This window comes from Microcoleus sp. Pol12B4 (assembly GCF_036701385.1).
GTDB lineage: Bacteria > Cyanobacteriota > Cyanobacteriia > Cyanobacteriales > Microcoleaceae > Microcoleus.
In genome coordinates this window covers 1-23,969 of the sequence record NZ_JAUBQR010000090.1, presented here as the reverse complement: position 1 = coordinate 23,969, position 23,969 = coordinate 1, and the positions used below count along the sequence as shown (strand labels likewise).

Here is a 23,969-nt window from a genome sequence, read left to right as displayed (position 1 = left end):
AATAAATCCTCAGCATTTAAGAAATTGGTTTGCTAACTGTTGCTATTGTACCTCATAACAGCGGAAAACGCTGTATATTAATTATGAGTTAGGAAGGAGCTATAACTGCTAAAGCTTGGGGAATTACTCGGAATTTTGCAGGTGTGTGAGTTGTGATTTCACCGTCGGTATTAATCGGACGGCGTTTGCTAGTATTAACCTCAAATTCTTCAGCGTGCAAGGCGCGAACGTTAGGCCAACTGGTATGATTTCCTTGTCTCATAGCTGGCAGCAAAGCAATGATTTCCCACCATTTTTTTATTTCCAAACTATACAAATCTAGTCGCTTGTCGTCGATTGTGGCATCTTCGGCAACTGTCATGCCACCGCCGTAGTAGCGGCCGTTGCCAATGGCAATTTGAATAGTTTTTACATTAAAAGATTGGTTTTCTACCTTAATTTCTGCTCGGAACGGTCGCGCTGACAAAATTGTCTGCAAAGCAGTAAAAGCATAAGCTAAAACTCCCCAGCGCTGCTTTACGTCTTTAGTCAGCCGCTGGGTAATTTCCACGCTCAATCCCAAACTTGCCACATTAAAAAAATGCTTGCCGTTCACCCAACCCAAGTCTATGAACCGAACTTTACGGCTGGCGATTACTTGACAAGCTGCGGGTAAATCGGTAGGAATTCCCAGAGTGCGGGCTAGGTCGTTAGCAGTTCCCATCGGCAAAATACCCAACGGTAACTTGGTGTCTGTCAAACCTTCTATGGCAGCGTTGAGAGTGCCGTCGCCACCGCCGATTATTACTAATTCAACTCGATTTTGGTAGCGGCGAATTGTGTCGGGAAGTTCGCTGGCGTGATCCGTAGATTCTACAATTAGCTCAAAACCCAGTGCTTCTAGTTCTACAGTGGCTTGAGATAATAGCTTTTGCCCTTTTCGGGAGTGCTGATTTACTAAAAGTAGAGCTTTGTTCATTTGTTAATTTTTAATGGGCAATATTGAGTGTTTTTAATTACCAAAATTATAGCTTGATGGGTTAACCGGCTCATATTAATGCTTGATTGCGATTTTACCAATTATGATCGATTGACAAATATGTCAAAAAATGGATAATTGTAACAAAAGATTGCTAAAAAGTATCTTGCGTTCTCCGCTAGCTCCTTAAAGAAGTAAAAATAAAATTATGTCTAATTTTTTTGAAGAAGCGCAAGTCGCTGCCGATCGCCAAAACTGGCCCTTGTTAGTTGAATGCTTGCAGCAAGTGACAGCCGACGGTAGCAAGCCGCAGGAACAACACATTTTAGAGCAAGCTGTCAGTTTAGCAATAGAAGCCTTAAAATCGGGCGATTTTCAAGACCGCTGGGAAATTGCTAAAGTATTGCCCAATTTGGGAAATGGCGCGATCGCACCTTTAATTGCCGTACTCGAAGACGAAGACGCAGACACGGAACCCCGGTGGTTCGCCGCCCGCATTCTCGGAAAGTTCGTGAAGCGAAGCTATCCCGTAGGGAATTGCCCGGAAGTGATTCAAGCTTTAGTAGAATTGGTCAAAAATTCCGACGAAGAATTGAGCCAAATCGCCGCCGAAACCCTAGGGAATTTTGGTCCGACAGCCATAGAATCCCTCGCAACTCTCTTGAAGCAAGAAGACTCGCGACAGTTTGCCACAGCGGCACTAGCCCAAATTCGGCGCACCGAAACCATCCCGCCGCTGTTGAGCGTAGTCGCAGACTCTCAAGTTGCGGTGCGGGCAGCCGCGATCGAGGCCCTGAGCAACTTTCACGACTCCCGCATCCCGCCGGTGCTGGTAGCAGCACTCAAAGATCCTGCGACAGCAGTCAGAAAAGAAGCCGTGCGAGCTCTCGGTGTGCGCGCCTATTTAGATGCAGAATTAGATTTAGTTAACTTGCTCAAACCTTTGCTTTCGGACATTCGATTAGAAGTTTGTCAGCAAGCGGCGATCGCGATCGGGCGAGTGAAAACCGATGCTGCAGCGGCTGCTTTATTTGAATTGCTGCGATCGCCAATAACTCCGGCTGAATTGCAAATCGAAACTGTGCGCGCCCTAAGCTGGATGGAAACTGCAACCGCTTTAGCATATTTGCATCAGACATTAATGGCGCCATTTACTAACATAAACTCTACTGTTTATCAAGAGATAGTCACTGTTTTAGGGCGAGTAGAAAAGCCGGAATTAAAAGCTATTGCTGCTGAAATTCTGATTGATTTGTTAAAAACAGGTCATCCGGCAGTGCAGGAGGCAGTTAGCAAAAAATCTTTAGCTTTAGGTTTAGGAAAATTAGGAGATATGAGAGGGCTAGAGGCTCTTATTTCAATGTTGGGTGACGCAGACAGCAGCGTCAGGCTGCACTGCATGGCAGCGCTCAAACAGCTAGGCGCTGCCGAGGCCAGACAGCAATTAGAAAGTTTAGTTAAGCAAGAGAGCCTCGAACCAAAATTAAAACAAGGAATTGCGATCGCATTGCAAGAATGGCAATAAAATTAATCCAAAGACAAAATACGCAACTCCCCAATTCCTTGAAAAAGTCAGGGATATAATAGCGATCGCATCTTTCTTCTTCCTGACCTCCGTTAAATCCGTCGAGCGAATCCGTTGCCGAACTTCCTTCGGCTATATCATCGATTTTCTTTGTGAATTTGGGCAATCGCACTTGTCACTCGCTCTAAATCTTCATCAGTTAAATTAGAGCCAGAAGGTAAACAAAGCCCGTACTTAAATAACTCTTCAGCCACGGCACCGCCCAAACATTCGCAATCAGCAAATACTGGCTGTAAGTGTAAAGGCTTCCAAACCGGACGCGCTTCTATTTTCTCTTGAGCAAGTGCTAGGCGAACTTGTTCTCTATCTGTACCGAAAGCGGCCGGTTGGATTGTTAAACAAGTAAGCCAGCGAGTAGCTTTTCCAAAATCAGCTTCCGGCATAAATTCAATTCCCGGCAAGTTTCCTAAAGCTTGTTTGTAAAAGTCAAAATTGCCTCGTCTAGCTTCAACTCGCTCCTCCAAAACCCGTAATTGACCGCGACCAATTCCCGCCAAAACATTGCTGAGACGATAATTGTAGCCAATTTCTGAATGTTGGTAATGAGGAGCGGCGTCGCGGGCTTGGGTCGCCAAAAAACGAGCTTTTTCTACCAGTTTTTGGTCATCGGAAACTAACATTCCGCCGCCGGAAGTGGTGATAATTTTATTACCGTTGAATGAGAAAATGCCGATTTTACCAAAGCTTCCAGGCGATCTATTTTTATAGCTAGCCCCTAGAGATTCGGCCGCATCTTCTATTAGCGGAATTTCATAAGCATTGCAAGCTTCCAGAATTGGGTCGAGATCGCAACTTTGACCGTAGAGGTGTACGATCACAACAGCTTTGGGTAATTTACCAATTTTTGCTCGTTTGTCAAGTGCTTCTCGGAACAAATCGGGGTTGAGATTCCAAGAAGTGCGATCGCTATCGATAAAAACTGGTTTGGCGCCAAGATAAGTAATCGGGCTAGCAGTTGCAATAAAAGTCAGAGTCGAGCAAAAAACCTCATCTCCTGAACCGACACCAATTAATTGTAAAGCCAAATGCAAAGCTGCGGTACCGGAACTAACAGCCGCTGCGTGTTTAGCGCCAACTACCTCGCAGAATTCTTGCTCGAAAGCGTCTACATGGGGGCCAACGGGGGCGATCCAGTTGGTGTCAAAGGCTTCTTTGACGAACTCCTGTTCGAGGGAACCCATGTGAGGTGTTGAGAGGAGGATTTGTTTGGTCATTTTTCAGCTAAGTTGATAATGAATTATTGAAAATGCTAATTTCTTAACTTATTTTCCCTTGCCCAATTTTATAGCAATACAGCAGCCAGAAGAAAATTGTCCCCATAAATATAAAGAACGCAAGTAAAGTAACATTTATGATATAAATAAATATTACGGGAAGTAATTACGATCGACAATTTTGGCTGGGCAACCGTAGGCTAAGCAATGGGAAGGAAGAGAGTGAATAACTACTGAACCTGCTCCACAGGTTGTTCCCTCTCCAATTTCTACGCCAGGACAAACTTTAGTACCAACACCTAATAAAACACCTCTACCCAAACGAACTTGACCCGCAAGAGAACAGCCAGGAGCAATGTGGCAGTAATCATCAATAATACAATCGTGGTCAATAGTTGTACCAGTATTAATAATAACGTGATGGTTAATTTGGGTTTCAGTGTTGATAGCAGTATTAGCCATAATGACGGTACCAGAAGCAATTTCAACTCCTAATGCAATTTGTGCCGAAGGGTGAATTGCAGTTGTGAAAGCATATCCCAAATCTGTGATTTTCTGAGCTATATACTGACGGGTACGATTATTACCGATAGCCGCAATCCATTGAGTGTTTTCTATATTGATTTCCCTCAATTTTTTTGCTGCTAAGTAGATTGGATTACCATAAATTTCAGTAATTTCTGGCGGTGGGTTATCATCAACAATTGCCGTAATTACTTGTCCTTGGCGATATAAAATATCTATAATAACTTTGGCGTGTCCGCCGCAACCATACAAATAGGTATCCATATAACCTCACCTCTACTCGTTTGACTTCATGTTTCCTAAAAATTCATTCATAGTTGCTTGGTTGGGATGGGAGATACCTCTATGTTTTATGACTTCTATGGGAGTTAACAAGAGAATTTGGAAGTCAAGCCACAAACTCCAGCGATCAACATACCAAACATCTAGGTTAAATTTCTCTGGCCAACTAATGGCATTGCGACCGTTAATCTGCGCCCAACCCGTAATCCCTGGTTTAACTTCATGACGCCGTGCTTGTTCCGGGCTATAACGCTCCAAGTATTCTACCAGCAAGGGGCGAGGGCCAACAAAGCTCATATCACCTTTAAGAACGTTCCAGAGTTGGGGAAGTTCGTCTAAACTGGTTTGGCGCAGAAACTTACCGATCGCGGTGATTCGTTGTACGTCGGGGAGAAGATTGCCATCGGCATCGCGATCGCTCGTCATCGTGCGAAACTTGTAGAATTGGAAAACCTCACCGTTTTTACCGGGACGTGGTTGGGTAAAAACAATTGGTCTGCCCATGCGGAGGTAGATCGCGATCGCAACCATTAATATTACGGGAGAAAAAACTGCCAGCGCGATCGCTGCACATAATCTATCGAATACCCACTTAACCAATTGGCTGACTTTTTTGGGATTTACTTGTTTATTAAGTTGCGATATTTGTGAGTTTGATTTGATGAAGAGTAATTGATAAATCCTCATGATTTTACGCCTCCGCTTACTTTTACAGAACTTTAAAAATTGATAAGGGTGTAATATCTGAAGACACGACACATCTGTGTTTCTACTGCCGTGTCCCGACCCTGTGGTGTACTAGAATCTACTTCTTGCCAACAAAGTGGAGTTGACGCTCCTGAGCCTGAAGGCATGAGGATTCGTAAGAGATTTTGATCTTACTATTCCCGTTGATGGGATTCCCTTGCCTCACCACGAAAGCTCTTTGAGGGTGGTGATCTCTTTTGGGCGTTTAACTGCATAGCACTCCTTTTCCCGGAGTTCCCGCGTACCACTTCCAAAGGTCTATCTCTAATTGTTTTTGCGATTAACTTTAATTACGATTTTTCCTTGCTTTACAGCCAGATACTTAATCTTTAAAATCAACTTTTATTGTAGAATTGATTTACTCCCAAGTCAATAAATACGTTAGATTACTTAACAGTGGAAAAAGCTGTCAAGCGCAGGACGGGGTTTTAAACCGAATTTTATGATAAAGAATGATTGAAGCAGACTTTGGTTGTGTCGTAGCGGTTTCAACCGCCGAATATAAAAAGAAAAGGGGTTTGGAACGCGGATTTAGTATGATACCAAATCCGCATACGCATATACACGCATTTGATTGCTCGGCACGATTTTGTCCCCCGTGACACAACTGTGCCACGGCCTGCATTTGTGTAATTTAACCTTTTTTGAGCGATCGTTTGGTGCAGTAGAGTATCAGTAAAAGGTCAAATACCCAGAGTTATCTCATGTCCCGTAGCTTGTATCCGTCAAGTAGGTTAAGTACGCCCTAACTATACAAAGACTGCACCCATTCCCATTCTTGTTTCAACCCTTCCCTCAAAGAAACCTGTGCCTGATATCCCAAGATTTTCTTAGCTTTCGATACGTCAGCGCTAGTATCCCGCGCATCTCCTCTGCTCGATTCTAGGTAATTGATGCGAATCGGGCGATCGACAATGTTTTCCATTGTGTGAATAACTTCTGCTAAAGCAACTCGACTTCCCCCTCCTATATTGAAAATTTCGCCTATAGCTTCTGGAACTTTAGCAGCAGCTAAATTAGCAGCAATGCAATCGCTGATAAAGGTGAAGTCTCGGGTTTGCTGTCCGTCTCCGTAAATGGAAATCGCTTCGCCACGCAAAATTGATTTAAAAAATATGTGGAATGCCATATCGGGACGCTGGCGAGGCCCGTAAACGGTGAAATAGCGCAACATGGTTGCCGGAACGCCGAAATTGTGATAATAAAGCGAACACAAACGTTCAGCGGCTAACTTAGTAATTCCGTAGGGAGAAACTGGTTGAGGACAGGCTGTTTCGCTGGTAGGGAAAGTTTCAGCATTCCCGTACACCGAAGAAGAAGAAGCTAGTACAAATCTTTTCAGTTGCGGTGCATCTTTTGCTGCTTCTAAGAGTACCTGAGTTGCATTGATATTACGCTCGGTGTAGCTGCGGAAACCCTCTCCCCAACTAGCGCGGACGCCTGCTTGCGCTGCTTGGTGATAAATGACTTCTGTATTAGCTAAGAGCGATCGCCAATCCAAAGATAAAATATTGTCCTCTATCAGTTGAAAATTGGGATGTTTTGCAAAATGAGCGAGATTTTTTCTCTTCAATTCGGGATCGTAATAATCGTTGACTTCATCAATGCCGATGACTTTTTCACCTTGCTTTAACAGCGTTTCTACTAAGTTAGAGCCGATAAAACCTGCCGCGCCTGTAACGATATTACTCATGGATTAATTGTTAATTGTTGATTGTTGGTTGTTGATTGTTGATTGTTGATTATCTATCACCCAAGCCATAGCCTGAAAAACTTTTAAAATTTACACAATCATCACCCCCAGGTCTCGATAGAAATTTTCCAGTCTCTCAAACACAAAAGATTCATCATATTCAGCTTCAACTCGCTGACGACTAGCTTGACCGTAGGCCGATCGCATCTCCGAGTTTGATAGCAATTTCCCCAAAGCTTCTGCTAACTTTTGACTATCTTGAGGTGGGACGATCAAGCCTGTTTTTTCGTGCAAAACTGCTTCTCGACACCCTCGGATATCTGTAGCAACAACTGGCAAACTCATAGACATTGCTTCCACGATAGAGCGAGGTAATCCCTCATGAGTGAACGTAGGCAATGTGAAAATATCTAACAGCCCTAAAATTTCTGGTATGTCTTGACGAATCCCTGTCAAAGTAACATTATTTTGGATGCCAAGGGTGCCAATTCGTTCCGTTATTTCCGTGTAAAAAGGTTCCGGATCGGTACTGAGTTCGCCACCAATAATCAGAACGTGCAGGTTGGGAAATTGCGAGACTAACTTGGCTGTTGCTTCAATCAGGTATCCGCTGCCTTTTTTGCGAGTTAAACGACCAATCGTACCGATAATTAAGTTGGCCGTATCGGGGATACCTAAAGATTTTCTTAATTGGGCTTGATGATCGGGGTCGAGGCGATCGCGATTAAAGCGATCAATATCCACGCCGTTGCCGAGATAAGCGATTTTCTCTGGCGGACAAAGACCTAATTTCTTAGCTGTAGCGATATCTTCATGATTCTGACTCAAAATCAGATCAGTTAATAACGCAGCAAATTTTTCAACATTAGAGTACAAAGCATATTCTTTGTAGGAGGAGCAATCGTGAAAAGGCAAGCCGTGGGAAGTGTAAACGATACGTTTTACCCCAGCTATTTTAGCAGCTATCCGCCCCAAAACCGCAGCAATGGGAGTATGTACGTGAACGAGATCGTACTGATGTTTTCGGATTAAATTAACCAGAGCATAGATACTTTTAATGTTAAGAAATGGTGAAATTTTTCGGTCTATTGAAATAGGGTGAATCGTGTATCCCTGCTGTTGTAATTTTTCAACATCCGAGTCTGGAGAGCAGGCCACTTCAACAGATAGATTACGGGATAGTAAGTAATCTATCTGAGGTTTCAAAAGCACTTTGGCCGTGGCTCCGATCGCACAAATATGCAGTATTTTCATTTAATTTACCTCTAACCAGGCTTGGAACATCAATATATCCCATAAATAGTATTGCCAATCGCGATCGCCCGCCAGATGTTCTTCCCACTTTTCGCGAATCGGCCCGGGATTAAAAAACCCTTCTCTTTGCAAGCGCTTTTCATCAAGAAGCGCCTCTGCCCAATCCCGCAAAGGGCCACGCAACCAGCTATCAATAGGAACACCAAACCCCGCTTTAGGCCGATCGATTAAGTTGTTAGGTACGTACTTATCTAAAATTTGACGCAATAGCCACTTACCCTTATTGTTACGGATTTTCATCGATAAGGGTATGCGCCAAGCCAGTTCTACTACGCGGTGATCTAAAAACGGTATCCGACCTTCCAAACTGACACCCATACTGGCGCGATCTAATTTCACCAGGATATCGTCCGGTAGATATGTTACTGTGTCTAGATACATCATACTTTCGGTAAAAGAAGGTACTTTTGCCCAACGTTGGCGATCGGTTAAATTTGTTGGCTGCTCCAATCCACCGATGACTAATGCTTCTGGATTTTTCCAGTGGGAAACCAAGCCCATATACATAGCTTCTGGATCGGAAACTGCCAAAACCTCCGCCAGTTTGTGTGCTTTGAAGCCCGAACCAGATGCTTGATATTTCGATGGTAATAAATTGCTCAAACCACCCAAAGCCCGATCCCAAGTTTGAGGCGATACGCTGGTCAAAGCATTAGCCGCAGTCTGCCTTAGCGCTTGGGGCATCCAGCCAACTTTCTGCCATATATTGCGACCCCAGAAATAGCGGTTGTATCCCCCAAACAATTCATCGCCACCGTCACCAGAAAGACTAACTGTGACCTGCCTTCTTGCCATCTCAGATACCAAGAAAGTAGGTATTTGAGATGCGTCCGAGAACGGCTCATCATATAGAGTCGGCAGTTTGGGAATAACTGCTAGTGCTTCTGCTGGGGTGACATAAAGTTCTGTGTGGTCTGTTTTGAGGTGTTGGGCTACTGCTTTGGCATACTGTGCTTCGTTGTAGCCATCTTCATAAAAACCGATCGTAAAGGTTTTCACGGGTTGGCTGCTTTGAGCCTGCATCAGTGCTACCACTGTGGAGGAGTCAATCCCCCCAGAAAGGAAAGCACCTAAAGGCACATCTGCCATCATTCGCAGTCCTACCGCATCTAGCAGTAGCGCCTCCATTTGGTCGATTGCTTCCTGTTCCGATCCGGTGAAGGGGTTAGCAACGCCAAATTCGGCTGCTTCCTTGGCAGACCAGTAGGGAATTGGTGCGGGGCGAATATCCGTACCGTTCCAGGTGAGGAGTGTTGCTGGTGGTAATTTATAGATGCCTTTGTAGATTGAATAAGGGGCGGGTACGTAGCAATGGCGGACAAATAAGGTTAAAGCATCTCGGTTAATTTCGGCTTGGAAATTGGGATGGGCTTTGAGGGCTTTTAATTCAGAGCCAAATAGAAAAGTTTGACCTATCCAGCCATAATACAGGGGTTTTTCGCCTAAGCGATCGCACCCTAAATGCAAAAGTCGCTCTTGACGATCCCATAAGGCAAAGGCAAACATTCCGTTAAAGCGCTCGATCGCTTGCTTGACTCCCCACTGGCTAAAACCAGCTAACATGATTTCGGTATCGGAATGTCCGCGAAAAGCGTGACCGTACTTGGTTAGTTCCTGCCGTAATTCTAAAAAGTTATAAATTTCGCCATTAAACACGATCGCGTAGCGTCCATTGGCAGACAGCATCGGTTGATGCCCTTCTGGCGACAAATCTACAATTGCCAATCGCCGGTGTCCCAGGGCAATTCCTGCTGCTTCATCGACCCAGATGCCACCACTATCTGGGCCTCGATGTAACAAGGTGTCTGACATTTGTTGCGCGAGTTCTTGCAACTTGTCAGCGTTAACTTCTATCGATGTATTCCAAAAACCAGTAATTCCACACATTTGGTATACACCTTTAAGTTATTTAGTCATAGCAGTTTCATACAACTTTTCATAGTCTGCGACGATCGACTCTAAAGAAAAGCATTCGATTATTCTCGATCGGGCTGCTTTTCCTAATTTTTCTCTGCCATCTGCGCCCAGCTCGATCGCCTCTTGCCAAGTCTCAGCCAAGGTATGGGGATTTTTGGGAGGTACTACCCATCCAGTATTGCCTACAATCCATCCTGAATCTCCCACATCCGTCACTGTACATGGTACACCACTCGACATCGCTTCGCCTAAAACTAAAGGAAATGCTTCGCCATAAGCAGAAGCGGAAGTCATAATGTCCAAAGCTGCCATCAAGCGCGGCATATCGCTGCGTTCTCCTAGCAAGTGGATGCGATCGCCAATTCCCAATTTCTCTATTAATTGATTTAAAGTTTTATTTGCTAAATCTACTTCACTGCCAGCCATCATAAAATGGGTATCTGGATAATTTTTCAATAATAATGCTGCCGCTTTGATAAAGTTTGCATGATCTTTCATGGGGTGATAGCGACAAATCGAGCCAATTAAAAAAGATGTGGACGGTAAACCCAGTTCTTGCCGAACGGTCAATCTAGCTTCTAAGGATGGAGTAAATAGCGAAGTATCAATACCGTTGGGAATTACGTAACCATTTCCCGCCTCGTATCCTAAAGCTTCATGTTGCTTTTTGCTAATTTTTGAGACATACAATACCTGTTTAGCAAATTTAGAAATAGGCGCACCTAACTTAATCAAGGCTTGCGTCATCTTTTTCTCTGCACTTAGTGAATAAACAGAATAATGAATGCTCCAGAAAACAGGTGTTTCCAGTCCGCCAAAAACCTTGGCAAATTGTGCTGCGATATTGCCGTGATACATCCAGCCTTGGATCAAATCAGGTTTAATTTGACGGATGATGTTAACCACTTTCCCAATCACATTTGGTGTGGGTACCGCTCCTGGTTTCATCCCAATGGTATAAACAGGTATACCTAAGGCTTCTATGCGATCGCCCAACGTCCCACGATCCATCAAACACACCACAGACGGGCTAAAACGCTCTCGATTTATCCTAGTCAAGATACGGTAAAGCATTACTTCAGCTCCCCCAGTAGTCAGTCCAACGATCGTGTAAACAATTTTCATAATTTATCTCCCTGTTGAGATTTTTGCTCTAACCGACTCGTCACGTTCATGGCTGCCATTAATGAAAAACTCATCAGAATATAGCGTTCTTCTACTATGTTATGACTAAACAGCCCCCATAGCAGAATAAAAGCACTAAAACCCAAGGCGATATGTTTGCTTTCGCCACGGGAATGCCATGTTACCGCATAAACCAATAGAGGTAAGATAAAAATGCCTAAAATTCCATGTTCCGTTATAAATAACAAGTACATATTATGGGTAGATATCCCCAAGTTATTTAAATTTTTAGTCGAGGCAATTCCGTTCCCTAAAATAGGATGTTCAACAAACATATTCCAAGCTGTTATAACCACTTCCAAACGCGAGTCCCCCGAATCTTCTCTATTAGCGAGAGGGTTTTGAAACCATTCTAATCTTCCAGTTATATTTTTAATATCTACCTTAATAAAACCAGAACGTTGCAATTCATTCAGGTCTAAGTTACTTAATATCGGACCTATCACCAAAATTATAGTTATTATTCCTAAAACCCAAAATAAAACCTGTTTGCGCGAAATCACGCTTGATTGTATAAAAATCGCCATGACGATAAACCATCCCAAAATAGCTCCTCTGGAAAATGTTAAGAAAGTGCCAAAAATGACTAACAACGAAAAAAATATTCGTAATTTTTTTGGTAGTATACCCACCCCAAAAATCATGCCCAGAATCAACACACAACCTGTTCGGTTAGGATTTACGTAATATCCAGCCGCCCTCCCTGAAGTATTTAATCCTTGAAATGCTAAAGGATCGCTAACCTCGCGGATATTATTGAATACCGCTAGTAATACGGCTAGACAAATGGCTAATCTCGTCAAATTTTGAATTTGACGAGATTTGGCAAAAATTAAGTACGTTATTATTAAAAAAGACTCAGATAAAATTCTAGTTCTTACTTCTTGAAATGAGTCTTTAGCAAATGAATATTCCGCATAAAAGCATAAAACCAACATGAATGAAAACAATGAAATACCCAGATATCCCGCACACCAAATAATCAACTCAGATGGTATATACTTGAGGCTTGCAAACCGGGTAAAAATCAATAGTAGGACTCCGGCTGCTATAAAGATACTGATGAACACAACAGGGGGAGGCAGTTTTGCAATGGTGAAAAAATAGACATCTACAAACGTAAAGAACAACAAAACAGACCCTATTGCTAGGGCAGATTGATAATAAAACAAAAACTTCGTTTTTAGATTGTTATCTTTAGACATAAGATTCGCCAAGCAGAGCAGCTTTTGTTTTGAGAACTAATTTCCGGACTGAGAATTGTTCAACTATGTGCTGCCGAATCTCCTGTGGATTGTAATCATCAAGATTAGTTTTATCTATCAACTCGTTGATAGCAGTCTTCAATGCTTCGGGATTTTTAGGTGGTACTACTACGCCTTTATCGCCGACAATCCAAGCTGAGTCTCCTACATCTGTCACCACGCAAGGCACGCCACAAGCCATTGCCTCTCCAACCACATTCGGAAATCCTTCGCCGTCAGAAGAAGAAGAACAAGCGATATTAAGAGCATTAAATACCGCAGGCATATCTGAGCGTCCACCTGCCCAGATAATTTTTTCAGCAATGCCCAGATCGTCGGTCAACTGATACAATTTTTTGGCATAGTTTTCGTCTCCGACCCCAACACAGACAAAACGCACGTCTTCCCTTTCTTTGGATAGTAGTGCGGCTGCGTTGACAAAAGTAGGATGGTCTTTCATGCAGTTTAGTCTGCCCACCAAACCGATTAAAATTGTATTTGGGGAAATTCCCCATTCCGATCGCACTTTTGCGCCTGCTTCCGAGTCAGGCCCAAAGCGTTCCGTGTCAATACCGTTGGAAATTACCACCATTTTATCAGAGGCAAATCCCTGATTTACGTAATCGGCTTTACCAGTATGGGAATTGACCACAATCAAATCGGTAAAGGACGATAAAAGTCTTTCTAACTGGGAGAGGATACTACCTAGCCAACCATAACGATCGGAAGGTGTGTTAGACCCGCGTATTCCCCAAATAATGCGGGTTGAGGGGAACAATGGTTTCAAAAACATGGTAACTATATTTGATTCGCCCAGGTATCCATGCAAAACGTCGGGCTGTATGCGTTTAAGATGCCCAAAAAGTCGCCCAAAGAATCCCAATACATCCCAACGTTCCTGTTTTTCTAGAGAGATAGTGGGGATACCGCGATCGATCATATCTTTCAATAAAGATCCACCACCATAAAAGTGTAATACTGTCACATCAAAGCAGTCTTCTTGATGAAGTGCTTTTACTAAAGTAACTAATTGTCTTTGAGCACCGCCATAGTTAAGGTCTCGAATGAGAAATACAACTTTTTTTTTCATGCCCTTGAATCTATCAATTAATTGTGTTTTAAGATTTTTTTTTCGGTGCTACCGGATGATATTTTTTGTCATTTGTAACATTTTAGCCCATCGGATCGTTCCTTCAATGTTGAATCCCAAAGGTTCTCCAATTTTTATCTTCTGCTGTGCCGATCGGATTGCTTCTTCGGCTCCACTTGGAACGTTATTTTTCCACCAATTCATTTCCTCGCTGTAACACCAGACATATTCATCTGAAGTAGAAAGTCCATGGTAAGTGTTGTGTTCCAGCCATTGTTGTCTCTGTTGGGGAGTAAGATAGTGGCTAACCCTAGATTCTTGTGCTTTACCTAAATCGAACAAGTGGTCTATGTAGATAGCCTGTCCTACCTGCACTTGCTTTGCATATTTTTGACGGTTTTTTTCATCAACAAAGGTCAGTAATCTTTCTTTAATTAACTTGTGAGTATCTAAAAATTCCTGTCTCCCTGCATAGTAGTAAGAATGCTCGTTGCCATCAACGATCCTTGTATTGGCTTGGGCAACATCTAACATTCCATTCAGGAATGCTGCCAAAAGACCATAACTTTCTGTAGACATCTGACGCATCCGCTTTTGCAAATTTGCTTCGTCCAAAAAGTTTTCTAAATAGCTCAATTGAAACAAGGAAAGAACCTTAACATCTGGTATTTCTTCTTGAAGGGCCTGCATGAATTGGGCACCTCTTTTTCGTACTTGCTGCCAGTATTCTTCAAATGATTTATCTTTTGCACCAGACAGTGTAACGTATTTCCAGGGATGCACACCATAGTGTTCGGGATCGAAAGCAATTCCTACAAAACCTGCCGATCGCGCTATGCCTGCGAAGAGACGAATATTCTGTTCGGATGCTTGCCAGTCGCTGTCGCTAAACCAATCCCATCCCTCGTCTGGCGTCGCCCACATCAGCACGAAATTATCCGTAAATTTGGTAAAATTAGTTGATTTCAAGCTTTGTAAATCTTGAGTGAATTCTTTGGAATCGTAAGGCTCGTGTAGGAATACTTTTTTACCTCCTTTAAGTTTAATCACAATGCCATCAAATGGTCGTTTTTCCATTTGTTTGATGTTTTGTTGGACAAAATCCGGTGTAGGCACATCCCAACCAAATTCGATTAGTTTTTTGGGCAATTTTTGGGCTTGGGTACTTACACAGCCCACGTATAGTAGAGTCGTCAAAAAAGCCAGGATAGCTGCTTTATAAAGTCGTTGCATTGGATATTTTTTATCCTGATTAGCGAAGGGGAATTTGATCTTGCTTGACGACTACTTCGTTGTTTCGATTTCCTTTATAGGAAATAATTTTAAAGCCAGGATCTAATACTACTACTGCATTATCTGGTATATCCTTGTATATTACTGCATTAGCTCCTATTTTGACATTGTTTCCTATCGATATTTTCCCAAACAACCTAGCACCCGGAGCAATGTAGACGTTATCGCCAATTATGGGCACTCCTCTTTTTTGTCCTTGCCCGGAAACACCAATAGTAACGTTCTGTGAAATATTGCAACACTCGCCAATAATTGCACCCCCTGAAATAGTAATCCCACCAAAATGACCAATATAAAAGCCTGATCCGATCTTGGCAGAATGCTGAATCTCTATTCCCCACATAATTTGGATTATTCCATTCATTACCATATAAATCGGTTTGATAAACATCCTCAAAAACTTGGGCTGTAGATGCACCCATTGTCCAAATCTGAAAACAACTACCGCTTGCACCCCAGGCGTAAGTAAGCAAACTAAAATCCTCCTCAGTCGTCCTCCTTCTTGAAGTTCATAAGTTCTGGTTACATCCTCCAGTAATACTCCCACGATTGCGTCCTCCAATTATAAGTTTAGTGAAAATTGTAAATACATATTAGCCTTTTTGTGTAGTTTGTATTTTGTGATTTGTGTTTGAGCGACTTGTAATATTTCTTATACTAAAGTTTAGGTATTTTTATTACAGAATATTTATACTTATCCTTAACTACTTCCCTAATTAATGATTCCCAGAGCGGCATCACCTTTTCTAAACCGAATCTTTGTGTTACCTCTTTAGCGCGATCGCCTAAACTTTGGCGTTCTTTTCTATCGGACATTAAGCGCTCCATTGCAGCGGCTAATGCCGATACATCTTCATTTGGTACTAATTTACCATCTACACCATCGCGAATAATCTCTCTGGGTCCATTAGGACAATCTGTTGAAATGACTGCTAGCCCGTAAGCCATCGCTTCACATAAAGCATTGGGAAAACCTTCAAAGCGAGAAGACATTATAAAAATATCTGCCTGTTTGAGAAATTCATAAGGGTTTTTGACTCTTCCAAGCAGATGAACCCGATCGCCAATTCCCAATTCATTACACAAACATTCTAATTGCGCTCGTAACTCTCCTTCTCCTAAAATGGTCAATGTCCATTCGGGATAACGGTCTTTAAGTTTTGCCATAGCTTCCAGCAACAGATCGAAGCCTTTTTGAGGAACAAGACGGCCGATCGCAATCAGCGAGCACTCGCCCAAAAGCTTGTTAGCTACTTCTTTTTCATCTAGAGGCAATAATACTGGGTTAGGTATTACAATAATACGCTCTTGTAACTTGGATGAAAAATAATTCCCTGCCCTTTTAGTTTGAACCACAATTCGATCGGCCAAGGGATAAGTCCATTGACGCAGTTTAGTCCAAACCTTACTTCTAGTTTGCCTTGCCGGATCGTTACGCTCTGACACTATAACTGGTAAGTTCAACCCTCGAGTTGCCAGTAAAACGATTTCATTAGTTTTGTGCATAAAGCTAATCACAACATTAGGTTTACTGTTAATTATGGCAGTTCGCAGTCCTAGAATGCGGGTTAAATTATTCCAAAGACCTATTATTGGGTTAGGAGAATATCGGGCTATACCTAAATGAATATGGGAAATCTGGGCGTCGAGGTCGTAAAACGGAGGTTCTGTACCATTATCAAAGGTCAATAAATTTATTTGCCAACCCTTTGCAGCCCAATAATTAGCCATCGTTGATATTACCCGCTCGGCACCACCCGAAGTAAGTGAATGAATAATCAATGTACAACGCATTTTCTTTGTTACCTATATTTACTCACAGTTGGAAATTTCGTTCTGTTTGTTTAATTTTTTGGATAGCCACACAGAACAAAAATGAAAATGAAAACAGATAAACGCCACTGGTTGACAAAGCAATACCAGGCACTCCCAACCATTGCATAAATAAATAGTTTAAACTAACATTGACGATTAGGTTGCCGCCAGAACCCCACATCAATATTTGATTGTATCGCATGGCTGAAATCAAACGTACCACCAAAATGCTGGCAATATAAAAAGGGATCTGGAAAGCGTAACAAGCTTGAATTTGAGCTACTAAATGAGTATCGTTAGCCGTAAATGAACCTCTTTGTAAGAGGATCTGGACTATCGGTTCAGAAAATAAAATTATTAACCCAGTTAGGGGTATACTAAACGCAAAAATCAGCCCCAGGTACTGCTTAAGGGTATGACGTAAAGTTGTCCAATCTTCACGGGCAACCATTTTTGAAAAATAGGGAATCACCGCTGTACTCAATGCTGTGCTAGTTATAGTAATCGCCAATGAAATTATTCTATTACCATAGTTCAATGAAGCTACACTTCCTGATGGCAACATTGCTGCCATTGATTGATCGACTAAACCAGAGCTACACATTAAAAATGCGCCAGCAATCATCGGGGCATACTGACCAGCTACTTCACTTAAATGAGTGTCAAATCCATACCATTTTGGCAGCAATGAAATACCCTGTCGCGACAGTACAATTCCCACCACAAGCATTTCCAGCAATTGACCGCAGACCAACCCAAATGCCAGGCTAAAGACACCCCAAGAATTAATCCCGAAAAGAAATAGCATCGTAATCAAAGGAGTAATAATCGGAGCAACAGCCACTAAAGCGAACTGCTCTCCTGCATTCAACACAGCACCCCAGATAGTCATCATACCAGTCAGCAGGATTATCGGAGCGATCGCGCAAAGTAGCTTGTAAGTCAGATCTAATTTTTCAGCACTGAAACCTGCCGCCATCTTTGGCAGATACAGCGGTGCAGTAGCCAGCATTAATACCGTGGTGATTCCCAACAGTCCCAGACTCCATGCTATGGCTCCCGAAAAAAGTTTTTGAGCTGCTTTTATACCAGACTGCTCTCGCACCCGAATGTAAGTAGGTATGAGAGCTGCATTAAAAGAGCTAGCTATAACATTGGTAATCACAAAAGGAACCACCAACGCAATTAAAAACGCATCCAAATCGTCCGCTGTACCAAATTTCCAAGCAACAACCAATTCTTTGCCGACCGATGCCACTTTCACGAATGCTGTTCCTATACCAACCGTAACAGCCGCACCAAAAATTTGGCGATTTGTGGAGCCACTTGTCAACTTTTTCCAGAAATCGAGCCATTTCTGATATCGCCAAATTTTCATGAGAGATAGATCCCACTTAGATGAACTTTGGCAGATCGTATTCTACTAGCATAGCTTCAGTTACAAGCACACCAGAATCATGTAATGCGCCCATTAACTTTTAGCAGCCATGCCCCCAATCAATTTCCCTGCCGCCCCACATTCCACAGGCTTCGAGAAAAAGTATCCCTGCCCGTAGACGCACTTCATGGATTTTAGCTGAGCTATTTGCCACTTAGTTTCTACTCCTGTGGCAATCATGCCCATACCTAACTCCTGAGTGATTGCAACAATTTTTTCAAGAACTTCTAAGTTGTGGTTGCTAACGTCCAGCCCGCTGACTAGAGAGCAATCTAGCTTCAAACTGTCGAATTTCCCATACTTCAGCCGCGTCAATTGGTAAAGGTGAGTTAAGGATACATCACTAAGACCGCAGTGGTCTATTTGTACTTGCAACCCTAAAGTTTTAAGTTTGAAAAAAACAGCTCCAGCCAACTCGGAATTTTCTGTCACAACATCTTCAGAAATTTCTAACCTCAAACTCGGAGCATCGAGATGTGTTTCGTTCAATATTTTGGAAATCGTCTCGATTAAGTCAGGGTGGAAAAACTGTTGGCTAGCCAGATTCACGCTGACTGTTAAAGGAGAGTCAAGACGAAATTGCGACTGCCAAGCCCGCATCTGGCTGCAAGCTTGCCGCAGCACCCACTCGCCAATAGGAACAATCAAGCCCGTTTCTTCGGCCGCTGGTAGGAATTCGTCTGGCCAAAGCAAACCTCGATTCGGGTGCTGCCAGCGCAACAGCGCTTCAAAACCACTAATTTGAGAGGTTTCCAGGCAGACGATCGGCTGATAGTGCATCCGAAACTCCTCATTGGCAAGAGCCATCCGTAAATCATTCTCTAACTGAACGGATCCTGCACTGCTAATCTTTGCCACAGCGGTTGTTTTTTGGGCTGTATTGGCGTGCAAATGGGTAGTTGAATACCCTTGTACATACTCAGGCACTAACTGCTGTAGCATGGAAAAAATTAAATTTGCATCATTGCGATCGCTCGCTTGACAAAGGGCTTCTACTTCTTGGTCAATATTTTCTTTCACTAGGCGGCTGGCATTGCCAAGACTGAGAATTTTTTCGTGTTTAGTGCGGTTGTATTTCTCGCCCGGAATAAACAGCTCTTCAAACAATTTTTCTCCCGGTCGCAGCCCTGTAAACGCGATTTCTATGTCTTTGCCCACTTCATATCCTGAGAGCTGAATCAAATCTTTTGCTAAATCAACAATTCGGACCGGTTCCCCCATCTCAAGCATGAATACTTCCCCGCCACTGCCGATGACTGCCGCCTGCAAAACCAGTTGAACAGCCTCGGGAATTGTCATGAAATAGCGAGTGATATCTGGATGGGTAATTGTGATCGGCCCGCCCTCAGCAATTTGTCGCTGGAAAGTGGGTACGACACTACCCCGGCTGCCAAGAACATTACCGAAACGAACCACTACAAACGGGTTTTTATTTTTTTTTGCTGCTTGTAGCACCAGCATTTCGGCAACTCTTTTGCTAGCTCCCATAATGCTAGTTGGATTCACCGCTTTGTCGGTGGAAATCATCACAAATTGTTCCACATTGTATTTCAATGCCAGATCCAGCAGATTTTTCGTTCCCCGCACATTGTTAGTAATCGCTTCCGGGGGGTTTAATTCCATCATGGGTACGTGTTTGTGAGCGGCCGCATGAAAAATTATGTCTGGTCTCGCTGTTTGAAAAACGTACTCTAAGCGATCGCGAAAGCGAATATCAGCCATAAAGGCTGTCAAGCGAGTAACATCTGTTTGGGTTGTGCTGGTATTTTTTAGTTCAGACAGGGATTTTGTGAGTTCTTGTTGAATGTTAAATACAGAATTTTCTCCGTGTCCGACGATGATGATTTCCGCAGGAGCGCACTTTAATATTTGCCGACAAAGCTCGCTGCCTATGGAGCCGCCCGCACCAGTAATTAGAACTTTCTTGCCTCCAATCAATCCCAGGACTTTCTCAACATCGGTTTGAATGGGTTCTCGGCGGAGCAAGTCCTCAATCTGTACTTCTCTGAGGCTACCTAAACTGACACCACTTTTGATGATTTCATTGAGGCCAGGGAGGGTGCTGGTGGGAATGCCAATTGACTGACAAATTTCTACGATTTCCCTAATCTCTTTTCCCGGAGCTGAGGGGATGGCAATTATTACTTTGGCGATATTTAGCGATCGTACTACTTCGGGAATTCTACCACGATTGCCGAGTACAGTCAGTCCGCGAATCTGCTTGCCGACTTTTTTGCGATCGTCGTCAATGAAAGCGATTGGATGGAGTCCTACCTCCGGGCTCGTCTGCATCGTTTGCACCAGAGATGTGCCTGCACTGCCCGCACCGACTATCAGGATGCGATTGCGCCGCTGAACTTTCCACCGTTTTTGGCTCCATCTTTCGAGGGCGGGAATGCTGAAACGAATGGCCGCCACTAACAAAAAGCTAATCATAGCGTCTACTAGCGGCAGCGAGCGTGGCAGATTTGCGATCGGCGAATTATTTAGCTGGTAGAGTGGTAGCAACAAGATAATTTCCACTGCTAGGGATATACCTATCAGCATCGTTATTTGTGTCATTTCTTCGAGACCCGCATACTGCCAGTAACGCTTGTATAAGCCGCCGGCATAAAATACTATAAGTTTGACTGCTACACATAGTACTGTAATTACAGCCAGACTCTGTAAGTAGGGAGCCAGATTCAATCTACCATCTAAACGAATTTCCAAGGCTAAAAATGGTGCGATCGCAAAACAAATTGCATCGATTATCAAAAAATGACGGGTTGTTAATCCCACCAACAATTTACTGAGTTTTCTTATCTTCCTATTCATCACACGCTCTCAGACAACAACTTTACCATAACTCGATATACTTTCTAAGGTGGAGTGTTTTTTCTACCACCTGGTCTAATAAAATTCATCACCCTTTTAATCCGAGCTCACTGAAGTGATATCCTTAAGGCCCTAATACCAAGAATATGTCCCGTCTCCTAATGGTTTTGTAGATTAAGTTCTTAGATGCCTTATTGCTGCATTTACATTCGAGCACTCCTGCCCTGGAGCACAATAATTTTATTTATAACACAAATATATAATTGGGGCGTGACGGGAGTCACAAACACCATTTTTTTTACCATGACAGTGCTTGACTTACGTGATATAATGGACATCCTAAGTAATGATTTTAAATGCCTCAACTGTTAGAGTTTACAAAAAGTAATTTTTCGGAAGAAACACATGGAATCAACTGAAAATGGTATGGGGTTTCAGGAATACTGGCAGATTCTGAAGCGCAGGTGGCTGCCAGCCTTAGCTGTATTTGCATCGGTTATTGCACTCACCACCTACAGCACGCTGCAGGAAAAAGCAGTTTATGAAGCAGAAGGAAAGCTGTTATTTAAGAAAACGACTCCTGGATCTGCTTTAACAGAATTGGGCAAAGAAATCGGACAGTTGACTCCTGCAGCGGAGCAAAGCAACCCTCTGACTACCGAGATCGAACTAATTCGTTCTTTAGAAAATATCGAAAAAACTATAAATAAACTTCAGTTAAAAGACGAAAAAAATCATCATCTGAAAACAAAAAACTTTTTAAAAAAACTGACAGTAGCTACTATTCGGGGAGCTGATATCCTAACGGTTTCATACAAAGACCAAAACCCAAAAATAGCAGCCGATGTCGTAAAAACCCTGATGAAATTTTATATTGATAACAATCAAAAAGTGAATCGCTTAGAAGCTGTGTCTGTGCGACAGTTTATTGAAAAGAAACTGCCTAATTCCGACCAAGCTATGCGGAAAGCAGCGGCTGAATTGAGTAAATTTAAAGAAAATAATAAAGTTGTAAATCTTGAAGAAGAAGCTATATCAGCAGTAGCAGTTATGGCAAGACTCGAAAGTCAAATCGACCAAGCTAAGTCTGATTTGCTCAATGCCAGTGCTAAGTCCAAAGCATTTGAAGACGAATTACAAATGAATCCCCAGGAAGCATTGACCGCCAGCACTCTCAGCCAATCTAGCACTGTGCAGGAAGCTCTCAAAGAATACAAACAAATAGAGCGACAGTTAGCAATTGAGCAAAATCGCTACCTGGAGAATTCGCCTATAATAACTAGGTTAGAAACTAAGAAAGCTACTATGAAAGCTTTACTAGACCAACAAATACAACAAGTTTTAGGCGGGCAAGAGCCGTTGCAAAATCAAAGTTTACAGATAGGAGATGTGAAACCAAAACTGATCGAAGAATTTATAAAGGTAGATGTAGAACGCCAGGGTTTGGCTGAGCGAGTTACTATTCTCTCAAATGCTTTAGCTGGTTACAAGCAGCGGGTAAAAGTTTTGCCGAAGCTAGAGAAGGAAAAGCGGGAACTAGAAAGAAAACTCCAAGAAGCCGAAGCGGATTATCAGGAATTGCAAAAAAAACTCCAGCAAATTCGGATTACTGAAAATCAGCAAGTGGGGAATGCTCGGATTATCCAAAAGCCCAGCGTTCCCGAAGAACCAGTGGCTTCTCGCAAGTCTTTATTGCTGGTATCGGGCAGCTTGTTGGGAACTATGCTTGCTGTAGCTGCGGCGCTACTTTTAGAATATCAAGATAAGTCGGTGAAAACTATTGAAGAGGCGAGGGAATTATTTGGGTTTACTTTGTTGGGCGTGATTCCTTTCCATAGAAAGTCTGAAAAAAATCCTCGGCGCAATGCCTGGTGGCTTAAATCTACTTCCCTGGATTTAGAGGCATCTCCCCGACAGATTGTTGTTAGAGATAGTCCTCATACTTCGAGCAGTGCTGCTTACCGAATGCTTCAGGCAAATCTGAGGTTCCTGAGTTCTGATAAAGAGCTGAAAGTGATTGTTGTCAGTAGTTCGCTACCGCAAGAAGGCAAGTCTACTGTATCGGCTAATTTGGCTGTAGCTATAGCTCAATTAGGACGAAAGGTTTTGCTGGTAGATGCGGATATGCACTGTCCTGTTCAACATCGGATTTGGGAGCTTCCCAATCAAGTAGGTTTGAGCAATGTGATAGTTGGACAGGCTGGCTTTGGGGATGCGATCGCCCAAGTTATGGATAATTTAGATGTGCTGACTTGCGGGGTGATTCCGCCTAATCCAATGGCTCTCTTGGATTCACAGCGGATAACTTTATTGATTAAGCAATTTTCGGCTACTTATGATGCAGTTATCGTTGATGCTCCTTCTCTGAATGTTGCTGCTGATGCTCTGATTCTGGGGAATAAAGCAGATGGGATTTTATTGGTAGTGCGGCCTGGTCTTCTTAATTCTGGTACTGTGGCTTTTGCGAAGGAGCTATTGAAGAAATCAAGCCAGCACGTTCTGGGCTTAGTGGTGAATGGAGTAAGTCCTAAAAACGAACCACACAGCCATTACTATTTTACCAATGAATCTTACGCTCAAGAGCAGAGTCCTGGTATCAATAAAATAACGAATAGCCAGTAACCAATAACAACAGTTAACTTTTAAATGTTGTTATTGGTTATTGGCAGCCGCACTCCGAAAGTCGAGCCGAGTCCTTCCCCAGGACTTTCGGCCCAGACACTCCCGCCGTGGAGTTCCACGAGATGGCGCACGATCGCCAATCCCAGTCCCAAGCCGCCGTAATTGCGCGTAGAAGTGCTGTCAGCTTGGCGGAAGCGATCGAACACAAAGGGCAAAAACTCCTTGCTGAT

At 43.0% G+C, this 23,969-nt stretch carries 18 protein-coding genes; 2 read left to right on the top strand and 16 right to left on the bottom strand.

The genetic code is table 11. The annotated features are described in order from the left end of the window. Positions 1-88: 88 nt before the first annotated feature. Positions 89-958: a lipid kinase gene (locus QUA38_RS14330; RefSeq protein ID WP_333162796.1), complete on the bottom strand. Its 870-nt coding sequence runs from the start codon at positions 956-958 to the stop codon at positions 89-91. A gap of 208 nt (positions 959-1,166) precedes the next feature. Here QUA38_RS14330 and QUA38_RS14325 point away from each other — a divergent pair, with 208 nt between their 5' ends. Further along, a complete protein-coding gene (locus QUA38_RS14325; RefSeq protein WP_333162794.1) occupies positions 1,167-2,483 on the top strand; it encodes a HEAT repeat domain-containing protein in 1,317 nt (438 codons plus the stop codon). A gap of 137 nt (positions 2,484-2,620) precedes the next feature. Here the strand turns inward: QUA38_RS14325 and QUA38_RS14320 are convergent, their stop codons facing one another. The 14 genes from QUA38_RS14320 to QUA38_RS14255 form a co-directional block, all read right to left on the bottom strand. Next, positions 2,621-3,757, bottom strand: coding sequence for a DegT/DnrJ/EryC1/StrS family aminotransferase (locus QUA38_RS14320; RefSeq protein WP_333162792.1), 1,137 nt, complete (start codon positions 3,755-3,757; stop codon positions 2,621-2,623). A 153-nt stretch (positions 3,758-3,910) separates the two neighbouring features. Continuing rightward, positions 3,911-4,546 carry an acetyltransferase gene (locus QUA38_RS14315; RefSeq protein ID WP_333162790.1) on the bottom strand — a complete coding sequence of 212 codons (636 nt, stop codon included), beginning with the start codon at positions 4,544-4,546 and terminating at the stop codon, positions 3,911-3,913. Positions 4,547-4,558: 12 nt separating this feature from the next. Continuing rightward, on the bottom strand, positions 4,559-5,251 hold the full coding sequence (locus QUA38_RS14310) for a sugar transferase (protein ID WP_333162789.1): 693 nt from the start codon (positions 5,249-5,251) through the stop codon (positions 4,559-4,561). Between the two features lie 805 nt (positions 5,252-6,056). After that, entirely contained in the window at positions 6,057-7,004 is a 948-nt protein-coding gene (locus QUA38_RS14305; protein ID WP_333162787.1) for a GDP-mannose 4,6-dehydratase, read from the bottom strand. Between the two features lie 90 nt (positions 7,005-7,094). Continuing rightward, positions 7,095-8,258 carry a glycosyltransferase family 4 protein gene (locus QUA38_RS14300; protein ID WP_333162785.1) on the bottom strand — a complete coding sequence of 388 codons (1,164 nt, stop codon included), beginning with the start codon at positions 8,256-8,258 and terminating at the stop codon, positions 7,095-7,097. Further along, positions 8,259-10,205, bottom strand: coding sequence for an asparagine synthase (glutamine-hydrolyzing) (gene asnB, locus QUA38_RS14295; RefSeq protein ID WP_333162782.1), 1,947 nt, complete (start codon positions 10,203-10,205; stop codon positions 8,259-8,261). Between the two features lie 18 nt (positions 10,206-10,223). Further along, complete coding sequence (locus tag QUA38_RS14290; protein WP_333162780.1) at positions 10,224-11,360, bottom strand: glycosyltransferase; 1,137 nt, start codon at positions 11,358-11,360, stop codon at positions 10,224-10,226. Further along, positions 11,357-12,625: an O-antigen ligase family protein gene (locus QUA38_RS14285; RefSeq protein ID WP_333162779.1), complete on the bottom strand. Its 1,269-nt coding sequence runs from the start codon at positions 12,623-12,625 to the stop codon at positions 11,357-11,359. The genes QUA38_RS14290 and QUA38_RS14285 overlap by 4 nt, the downstream gene beginning before the upstream one ends. Continuing rightward, a complete protein-coding gene (locus tag QUA38_RS14280; protein ID WP_333162778.1) occupies positions 12,618-13,754 on the bottom strand; it encodes a glycosyltransferase in 1,137 nt (378 codons plus the stop codon). Before QUA38_RS14280 ends, QUA38_RS14285 begins: the two co-directional genes overlap by 8 nt. A gap of 48 nt (positions 13,755-13,802) precedes the next feature. Then, complete coding sequence (locus tag QUA38_RS14275) at positions 13,803-14,987, bottom strand: hypothetical protein (protein ID WP_333162776.1); 1,185 nt, start codon at positions 14,985-14,987, stop codon at positions 13,803-13,805. A 19-nt stretch (positions 14,988-15,006) separates the two neighbouring features. Next, a complete protein-coding gene (locus tag QUA38_RS14270) occupies positions 15,007-15,594 on the bottom strand; it encodes a serine acetyltransferase (RefSeq protein ID WP_333162774.1) in 588 nt (195 codons plus the stop codon). Between the two features lie 110 nt (positions 15,595-15,704). Next, complete coding sequence (locus tag QUA38_RS14265; protein WP_333162772.1) at positions 15,705-16,841, bottom strand: glycosyltransferase family 4 protein; 1,137 nt, start codon at positions 16,839-16,841, stop codon at positions 15,705-15,707. Between the two features lie 22 nt (positions 16,842-16,863). Continuing rightward, positions 16,864-18,099: a lipid II flippase MurJ gene (gene murJ / locus QUA38_RS14260; protein ID WP_333162770.1), complete on the bottom strand. Its 1,236-nt coding sequence runs from the start codon at positions 18,097-18,099 to the stop codon at positions 16,864-16,866. Positions 18,100-18,333: 234 nt separating this feature from the next. Beyond that, complete coding sequence (locus tag QUA38_RS14255; RefSeq protein ID WP_333162768.1) at positions 18,334-21,117, bottom strand: polysaccharide biosynthesis protein; 2,784 nt, start codon at positions 21,115-21,117, stop codon at positions 18,334-18,336. A 405-nt stretch (positions 21,118-21,522) separates the two neighbouring features. Between QUA38_RS14255 and QUA38_RS14250 the strand changes: the two genes are divergently transcribed. Then, entirely contained in the window at positions 21,523-23,739 is a 2,217-nt protein-coding gene (locus QUA38_RS14250; protein WP_333162766.1) for a polysaccharide biosynthesis tyrosine autokinase, read from the top strand. A gap of 20 nt (positions 23,740-23,759) precedes the next feature. Here the strand turns inward: QUA38_RS14250 and QUA38_RS14245 are convergent. Then, positions 23,760-23,969: ATP-binding protein (locus QUA38_RS14245; RefSeq protein ID WP_333162763.1), on the bottom strand; the 210-nt coding region annotated here is incomplete at its 5' end.